Annotated in this window: 3 protein-coding genes and 1 pseudogene; 3 read left to right on the top strand and 1 reads right to left on the bottom strand. The window is 64.6% G+C overall.

What is annotated here, in order from left to right; translation table 11 throughout:
* Positions 1-779, bottom strand: a 779-nt coding sequence (locus tag EN742_RS25405) for a LacI family DNA-binding transcriptional regulator (protein ID WP_189375580.1), incomplete at its 3' end; no start/stop codon positions are given.
* Between the two features lie 620 nt (positions 780-1,399).
* On the opposite strand from EN742_RS25405, the gene EN742_RS25400 reads away from it, so the two are divergent.
* The 3 genes and pseudogenes from EN742_RS25400 to EN742_RS25390 form a co-directional block, all read left to right on the top strand.
* On the top strand, positions 1,400-2,362 hold the full coding sequence (locus tag EN742_RS25400; protein ID WP_126057071.1) for a sugar-binding protein: 963 nt from the start codon (positions 1,400-1,402) through the stop codon (positions 2,360-2,362).
* A 114-nt stretch (positions 2,363-2,476) separates the two neighbouring features.
* Positions 2,477-4,021 (top strand): sugar ABC transporter ATP-binding protein, encoded by a 1,545-nt coding sequence (locus tag EN742_RS25395; protein ID WP_127405744.1) that lies wholly within the window; start codon positions 2,477-2,479, stop codon positions 4,019-4,021.
* Positions 4,022-4,083: 62 nt separating this feature from the next.
* Positions 4,084-4,527, top strand: a pseudogene (locus EN742_RS25390) (ABC transporter permease); the annotation flags it as partial.

Raw genomic sequence — 4,527 nt, 5'->3', positions numbered from 1 at the left:
GTCGCGGCATAGCCGGCGCTGGCCGACCAATCGCCCTCGACCACCAGCTCCGGATCGAAAGGAATGTCGGCGGTGGCGAGCGCGCGGCGATAGCCTTTCAGCCTATCTTGAGCCGCTTGCATCCAGGGCTCGCCGGTGATGGTGGCGATACGGCGGTGGCCGTGGCCGATGAGATGCCTTGTCGCGCTCTGGCCGCCGGCGATCTCGGAGGGCACGACCGCCGGGAAGGCATAGTCGGCGGTGTAGCAGTTGAGCAGGATGACCGGGATGTCGAGGCTGTAGAGGAACTCGGGCGCCGCGATCTCGCGGGTGAAGATGGTCATGTAGATCAGCGCCGAGATGCCGCGCCTGGTCAGCGCTGAAATAGCGCGCGGCTCCATGACGGCATCGCCCATGGTCTGCGCGACAAGCAGCACGTTGCCGGCATTCCACGAGGCCTGGCGCGCGCCCTCGATGGCGACCACCGCCTCGGGGCTGGTGGCGAGCTGGTCGACGGCGAAGCCGATGACGCCGTCCAGCCCCTCGAAGGGCGTCACCGGCGGCCGCAGGGCGGAAAACACAGGCGGCGAGTAACCCAGCGACCGTGCCGCTTCGATCACCCGGTCGCGGGTCTGCTGCGAGAGCCTGATGCCGGGCGAATTGTTGAGCACGAACGACACCGTCGCCTGCGAGCAGCCGGCGGTCCTGGCGATGTCGGTCATGGTGACGCGGCCCTTGGGCCTGGCGGCGCGTCGCCTGGACGCCTCCGGGGGATCGCGCAATTCCGTCGGTTCGCTCATGGTCGTTTTCCCAACCCCGGCCGGTTGTTAAGCAAAGGCCGGCAGCAACGGCAAGATGGCTTTCGTGGAAGCGCATTTATCGAAATGCAGCTTGATTATAACTATTATCACACGCAACGCATTCCGCGCCAGCCGCACCGCACGCTGACGAAACGACCGGACAAGGTCAGCAAAGCTGACGATTTTCCTTAGAATTTCCGCGCGATGGGCCCGCTTTGCCGCTGGCGCTCTTCTTCCTCCCTTGCGCTCTGCTTTGGCTGCCAGATCTCCCGCCCGGGCGGGATCGGCCATCCTCGATAACTAATACTATTTACTAATAGCCGTAAGCGTTCTACTGTCAACTCGTCGTTACCGGATCCGGGCTTCCGGCTGGTGGCGTAAAGGCGTGCGATGCGGTGCGCCATCGGGCCGGCAAGCCGCCGGAAGAGGGTCGCCGCACACTCACGAAAATGTCAGACAAATCGGACTATTTACGAACTGCGAATGAGTGTCTAGTGTCTCGGTCGCGGCTGGATTGGCGCCATTCTCAGGTTGCCGGATCTGGGGCCAAACCCTTGAGGAGAGGGGCGCCCGCGCCGCAAGCGACACATTCTGTCTGTGTTTCAAAAGGGAGGTTGAACATGAAATCTGTGATCCGAACTGCGTCCATCGCCGCCGCGGCCCTGGCGCTCGGCCTGTCGGCAAGCGCGATCGCGCGCGCCGACGACAAGCCGACGCTGGCCTTCGTCGTCAACGGCGCATCCGACTTCTGGAAGGCGGCAGAAGCCGGCGTGAAGAAGGCGCAAGGCGAGCTTCCGGACTACAATCTGGAGCTGAAATATCCGGAGCAGTCGTCCGTCGCCATCCAGCAGCGGCTGATGGACGACCTGGTGACGGCCGGCGTCAAGGGCATCATGGTCTCCGCCGTCGACCCCAAGACTTCGACCGACGGGCTGAACAAGATCGCGTCCCAGACGGCACTGTTCACCACCGATTCGGACGCCCCGCAGACCAAGCGCGTCGCCTATATCGGATCGTCGAATGTCGATGCCGGCAAGCAGGCCGCCGAGATCGCCAAGAAGGCGATGCCGGACGGCGGCAAGTGCCTGGGCTTCGTCGGCCTGCTCGGCGCCGACAATGCCAAAGAACGCATCGAAGGCATGAAGGACGGGCTCAAGGGCAGCAAGATCGAGCTGGTCGACGTTCGCGGCGACGACATCGATCAGGCGCGCGCCAAGAAGAATGTCGAGGACGCGCTGGTCGCCAGCCCCGACATCACCTGCATGGTCGGCTTCTACTCCTACAACACGCCGCGTATCTATGAAGCCCTGCGCGACGCCGGCAAGCTCGGCCAGATCACCGTCGTCGGCTTCGACGACGATCCGATCACGCTGGGCGGCGTCAAGGAAGGCACCGTTGCCGCCACCGTGGTGCAGCAGCCGTTCGAGTGGGCCTATCAGGGCATGAAGCTGATGGCCGCCTATCTCAAGGGCGACAAGTCGGGCATCCCGGAGGGCGGCCTGATCATCGTGCCGACAAAGATCATCGGCAAGGACGATGTCGACGCCTACGCCGCGAACCTCAAGGCGATGGCCGGCAAGTAGGACGACGCACGTTTCGCCGGCTCAGGGATCTGCCTTGAGCCGGCGATCATATTGACGGGCCCGCGAAGGCCCGTCAGTCTGAGGCCAAACGCCCACCGGCTGCTGTCAGGCGTGATGAATTATTCCGACGTATCCATCGCTCAATCCACGATTGCTCCGTTCCTGAGCCTGGACGGCGTGCGCAAAACCTATCCCGGCGTGGTGGCGCTGGACGGCTTCTCAATGGAGGTGAGGCCGGGCGAGGTGATCGGCCTGGTCGGCGAGAACGGCGCCGGCAAATCGACGCTGATGAAGATCCTCGGCGGCGTGACGCGGCCGGACAGCGGCACCATCATCGTCGACGGCGTCGCGCATGAGGGACTCACGGTCGAAGCCAGCATCGGTTCGGGCATCGCCTTCGTGCACCAGGAACTCAATCTGTTCGAGAATCTCGACGTCGCCGCCAATATCTTCTTCGGCCGCGAGCCGCTGCGGGCCGGGCCGCTGAAGCTGGTCGACCGCGGCAGGCTGCGCGACATGGTGGCGCCGCTGCTCAAGCGCGTCGGCGCCAATTTCTCAGCCGACGCGCCGGTCGCCTCGCTGTCGCTTGCCCAGCAGCAGATGGTCGAGATCGCCAAGGCGCTGTCGATCAAGGCGCGGCTGGTGATCCTCGACGAGCCGACCTCCAGCCTGCCGATCGCCGAGACCGACAAGCTGCTCGACGTCATCAAGGCGCTGAAGGTGGAAGGCATCAGCGTCATCTTCATCTCGCACCGGCTGCACGAGGTCGAGCGGGTCGCCGACCGCGTCGTCGTGCTGCGCGACGGCATGCTGGCCGGCACGCTGGCGAAAAGCCAGATCGACCACGACCAGATGGTCAAGCTGATGATCGGCCGCATGCTGAAGGAACGCGAGCGGGTTTCGGATTCCGCGCATGCGCCGGGCGGCGTCGCGCTCTCGGTCCGGGCTGTGCGCACCAGCGCCTATCCGGAGCGTCCCGTCGACCTCGAGGTCCGCCATGGCGAAATCCTCGGACTAGCCGGTCTGGTCGGCTCTGGCCGCACTGAGCTGGCGCGCGTGCTGTTCGGCATCGACGAATGCTTTGGCGGCAGCGTTACGCTCGACGGCAAGACGCTGAAGCTCGGCTCGGCCGCCGACGCTGTCGCGAGCGGCATCTTCCTGGTGCCGGAGGATCGCAAGCTGACCGGTATCCTGCTCGACCTATCGATTGCCCAGAACATCTCGCTGCCCAACCTGCCGGCGCATGCGAAGCGCTCGCTGGTCTCGACGAGCGCGGAAGTTGCCACCGCGGAGAAGCAGAAGAGCAATCTCGGCATCAAGGCGCCGTCGGTCGCGACCCGCACCGGCACGCTGTCGGGCGGCAACCAGCAGAAGGTGGTGCTGGCCAAATGGCTGGCGATGAACCCCAAGGTGATGATCCTCGACGAGCCGACGCGCGGCATCGACATCGGCGCCAAGGCCGAGATCTACGGGCTGATGCGGGCGCTTGCCGATGCCGGCGTCGCGGTGCTGATGATCTCAAGCGACATGGAAGAGGTGATCGGGGTGTCGGACCGCATCGCGGTCATGCATGAGGGGCGGATATCCGGCATTCTCGACAAGGACCATTTCAGCCAGGAGAACGTGCTTCTGCTGGCTGTGGGCAAGACGCCGAAATAGTTTTGTTTGCCACAGGGTCCGGCCGCAAAACCGTGGACCCTGCCGTCAAGGGGAGGACAACGATGAGCAAGAAGGATCTCGGCCTGCTGGTCCTTATCCTGGTGGTCGGCGCCGTCGTGACGGCCATCAATCCGCGCTTCCTGTTGCCGATCAACCTTGCCAACACCTCCAACCTGATCGGGCTGTTCGGCATCCTTTCGATCGGCCAGGCCTTCGTCATCATCACAGGCGGCATCGAACTGTCGGTCGGCTCGCTGGTCGCGCTGCTCGGCACGCTGTTCATCGACTTCATCGCCGTGCGCGAGCTGGACTGGCCGCTGGCCTTCGTGCTGATCATCGCGCTCGGCGCCATCATCGGCCTGGTGCATGGCTGGCTGATCACGCGGCTGAAGCTGCAGCCCTTCGTGGTGACGCTGTGCGGCTTGCTCATCTACCGCGGCGTGGCGCGCTTCTACACCGCCGACGGCACGGCGGGCTTCGCCCTCGGCCAGAATTTCCCCGACCTC

It is taken from the genome of Mesorhizobium sp. M4A.F.Ca.ET.020.02.1.1 (assembly GCF_004022645.1).
Classification (GTDB): Bacteria; Pseudomonadota; Alphaproteobacteria; order Rhizobiales; family Rhizobiaceae; genus Mesorhizobium.
This window is presented reverse-complemented; position numbering and strand designations above follow the sequence as displayed.

Coding starts and splice junctions, on each gene's coding strand:
- EN742_RS25400 (WP_126057071.1), top strand. CDS start 1,400: ATGAAATCTGTGATCCGAACTGCGTCCATCGCCGCCGCGGCCCTGGCG.
- EN742_RS25395 (WP_127405744.1), top strand. CDS start 2,477: ATGAATTATTCCGACGTATCCATCGCTCAATCCACGATTGCTCCGTTC.